A 3648-nucleotide genomic window follows, 5' to 3' on the forward strand; every position below is an offset into this window, starting at 1 on the left:
CCGTGTAAGTACAAATGAACAAAATTTAGGTAGACAGTTAGAAGCGATAAAACCTTATATAACGGGTGAAAAGTGCATATACAGTGATAAGGCCATGGAACGCGAGGGCTTTCAAAATATGCTTAAAGCAATGAAAGATGGCGACACACTGTACATTAATTAATTGATCATCCGGGACGAAATAAAGCACAAATAAAAAAATATTTAGACCAGTTTAAAAATAAAGGAATTAGAATCAAAATTATTGATTTACCTACCACTATGTAAGACGTACCAACGGGGCAAGATTGGTTCGTAGATATGATAAATAACATCATTATAGAAGTTTATACTTCTATGGCTGAGCAAGAGAGAACAACCATTTTACAGCATCAGTGAGAAGGTATAGACATTGCTAAATCTAAAGGAAAACACCTTGGTCGCACCATCATCACCTTTCCAAAAGACTGGGATAGACTTTATAAAGAATGGATGTCTGGAAAAATCACTGTTGTAGCATTTATGAAGGAAGTAGGAATGAAAAAAGCGACATTTTATAATAAGGTAAAAGCTTACGGGGCAAGGAAGCAACGTCCTTTTGCCTTTTTATTTTGTTGGATATCCTAGCAAAATAAGTGATGTTGGAAATTTATGAAGAAAATCCTAGAGGCGACGTAGGAAAGCTGTAGTTCGTACAAATATACACATGCAGCTCCGGTAAAATTATCTATTTTTTAAACTTACTTTAATCAAAAAAAGCATCCCGAAAGGATGCTTAAAAGTTATCCTGTAAAGCTTCACTTTTTTTCTTAAGTTTTTGGCTTTCTTCCTCTAACTCAATAATTCTATTTTGAAGATCTTTATTATCAAAGTCTCGTTCTAACTCCTCAGATAATTTTATTCGCTTTTTATGAACTTCAATTCGTTGTTTGGCAATTGCTTCTAATTCTTTATTTAATTTTAATTGTTCGTATGGATTCATTGTGTTTCCCCCTTTTAGTCTAAGATTTTCACGCTCTATGGTTTTAATAATTTATCTCCATACTAAAACATTCATCTTAATTTTTTATCAATATAGCTCTAAAACAATTTAGCTCTCCCCATATTGTTGAAACTAAAAGATTATCAGGTTTATCAAATGAGTAATCACTGTAAAATTTAAATTTCACCTTATCAAGCATTGTCTTTAATTCCTCTAAATTAATAGCAGGATAGTCAAAGGTAACAATAAGTAAGCCTTCATCTCTTAATGTTCTCCTAAATTCTTTAAGGGTTTGTTCAATATCATCCTTACTTAAATGTTCTAAAACAGAGATACAGAAGATTTTATCAAAACTCTTATTTTGATATGGGAGTTTTGATAAGGAGGAATGACAAAAATGAATGGGATGGAAATAATGATTTAAAAAGTAGTTTTCCACTACGATTCCATAAGTATCCTCAATATCCTTAAGGATAGAGGATTTGGATAAGATTCTGGTGTCAATATCACAAGCATATACTTCTTTGCATTTATCAGCTAAATAAAATTTCAATGGGTGAGAAAGTCCACAAGCTGCATCTAACACAATATCTTCGGTTTCAGCGAAATTCTTTGCCCATTCATATTCATAAGGTCTAGTCTCCCAGGTATTTGGCAAGTTAAAGACAAAATACTTTGAATACGGGTCAGTTTTAAGAATAAATCTTGAGGTGAATATACTCATAATTCCCCTCCTTTATCTTGGAATAAATAATGTTACTAAATTTTTTCTAAGACAATAAAACTTGCCCCTGACAATTCTTTATATTTTTGCTCAATAATTTGAATAAGCTTATAGTCTTGGTATTTAGATAGGCAACTTAAGATATCTCGGTCCTGAATCGTTGGAATACCATACACAAACTCTTCCGGTTTTGTAACCCTCGTATACAAAATAATAAAAAGGGGCTTGCAAGAAAAAATATCATCTAAGGTTTTCCAAAAGTCATCCTCATTTGTAATATGATATAAAACATCTAAACACACTACTAAATCGCTTTTGAAATATCCATTATTAATAAAATACTTGGGGTTATATAGAAGAAAACTTTTCGTTTTATCTTTTTTGAACATCTTTGAGCATATATCTATAGATGTCGGTGAAATATCCATACCCAAGTAACTAGGGTAATTCATATATTTCAATTGGTTTCCATCACCGCAGCCAAATTCAATAACTGTATGAATTCGTTTCTCTTTTATAAACTGATTAATTACATCTCCCTTAAACTGTGCTAAAACTCCATAGGAACCCTTTCCAGAAGTTCCTCCATTCGAATAATTCTCTTCCCAATAGTCAAGATAGCTAAATTTTTCCCCAGTTATATCGTCCATAAATTCACCCCTTCAAAAACAATCACTTTCATTATTGATGAACTGCAAACATTAATATTTCTATATATTGAAAGGGAAATCACCCTTACATTTAGCCCTTCTTTCCTTTTGTAACTACTTTTACGCAGGTTTACTCTCTTAATTTATAGCTTGCTATATAAAAGAAAAAAGAAAAAAGAACTCCCTCTGCTGCCCAGAGGAGTTCTTTTTTGCTCTTCCTCAAAAGGAATTAAGATCTCTGCATCCCTAACATGGGCAATACATTTTATTTAAATGAGTTTTTACAAGGTCAGCACATCCCCCACTAAAGTAAATCTTCAGTTAATATTTAATATTTACCTACAATAACAAATTCGCTTCTGATCTTGTATCCAATTTTGAGATTTTATTTTATAAAGCTTTTCAATGACAGAGTAATACTTAGAATATAGCTCTTGATCATAAACTAATTTTCCACTGTTCCTTTTTAATACATCTACGTGATAACTATTTTGAATATAAATTTTTAACCAAAGGTGATCCTTAAAGATTATCCAAAATAACATCTATAGCATGTTAGGGTGTAAAGGTTATAATGTTTAAATCTCGATTAATTGACGTAGCTGAGGTAACATTTGAAGCTGTTGTAACAATGAGTCTGAGACTATAGGTAGAAGTTGTAGTAGCAGGAGCTATATCTACCTGTGTATTAGCTAATGGAAACCTGTGAGTGCCTGCTTGTTGTCCGTTGCTATTAAGTATTCTGGTATCAATTAATGTTGTGCCTCTATATAATCGCATTTCGAGTATAAATGACCAGTTCGCTGTAGTAATTATCTCAACAGCCAAAGCATAATCAATTTTAAGTCGTTGATTAATCAGAACGTTTTGAGTAACACTCGCAACTGTTACCTCAGTGTTTAAAGGTGGAAAGATAGTTATTGTTCCAGGTACTTCAGAAAAGGCTAAAGTTGGTGAACTAGCAGTTGGTCCAGTAGTTCCAGTAGGACCAGTAGCCCCAGTAGTTCCAGTAGTTCCAGTAGGACCAGTAGCCCCAGTAGTTCCAGTAGTTCCAGTAGGACCAGTAGCCCCAGTAGTTCCAGTAGTTCCAGTAGTTCCAGTCACTCCAGTGGCCCCAGTAATTCCGGTAGCCCCAGTAATTCCAGTCACTCCAGTGGCTCCGGTAGAGCCAGTAATTCCGGTAGCTCCAGTAATTCCGGTAGCTCCAGTCACTCCAGTAGCCCCAGTCACTCCGGTAGTTCCAGTCACTCCAGTAGCTCCAGTAGCTCCAGTAATTCCAGTAGCTCCAGTAATTCCAGTCACTCCAGTAGCCC

The 3648-nt window shown here is 34.2% G+C and carries 6 protein-coding genes; 2 read left to right on the top strand and 4 right to left on the bottom strand.

Features of this window, described 5'->3' with window-relative positions; all coding sequences use genetic code 11:
* Nucleotides 1–58: 58 nt before the first annotated feature.
* Nucleotides 59–163 (top strand): hypothetical protein, encoded by a 105-nt coding sequence (locus tag AC1DRF_RS19520; RefSeq protein WP_477741450.1) that lies wholly within the window; start codon nucleotides 59–61, stop codon nucleotides 161–163.
* A 591-nt stretch (nucleotides 164–754) separates the two neighbouring features.
* Here the strand turns inward: AC1DRF_RS19520 and AC1DRF_RS19525 are convergent.
* From AC1DRF_RS19525 to AC1DRF_RS19540, 4 genes are all read right to left on the bottom strand, one after another.
* Nucleotides 755–961: a hypothetical protein gene (locus AC1DRF_RS19525; protein WP_477741445.1), complete on the bottom strand. Its 207-nt coding sequence runs from the start codon at nucleotides 959–961 to the stop codon at nucleotides 755–757.
* Nucleotides 962–1037: 76 nt separating this feature from the next.
* Nucleotides 1038–1685 (bottom strand): class I SAM-dependent methyltransferase, encoded by a 648-nt coding sequence (locus AC1DRF_RS19530; protein ID WP_477741446.1) that lies wholly within the window; start codon nucleotides 1683–1685, stop codon nucleotides 1038–1040.
* A 35-nt stretch (nucleotides 1686–1720) separates the two neighbouring features.
* Complete coding sequence (locus AC1DRF_RS19535) at nucleotides 1721–2335, bottom strand: class I SAM-dependent methyltransferase (protein WP_477741447.1); 615 nt, start codon at nucleotides 2333–2335, stop codon at nucleotides 1721–1723.
* A 555-nt stretch (nucleotides 2336–2890) separates the two neighbouring features.
* Nucleotides 2891–3439: a hypothetical protein gene (locus tag AC1DRF_RS19540; protein WP_477741448.1), complete on the bottom strand. Its 549-nt coding sequence runs from the start codon at nucleotides 3437–3439 to the stop codon at nucleotides 2891–2893.
* A gap of 4 nt (nucleotides 3440–3443) precedes the next feature.
* On the opposite strand from AC1DRF_RS19540, the gene AC1DRF_RS19545 reads away from it, so the two are divergent.
* The coding region (locus AC1DRF_RS19545; protein ID WP_477741449.1) for a hypothetical protein at nucleotides 3444–3648 on the top strand (205 nt) is incomplete at its 3' end.

Source organism: Priestia sp. P5_B4 (assembly GCF_056400385.1).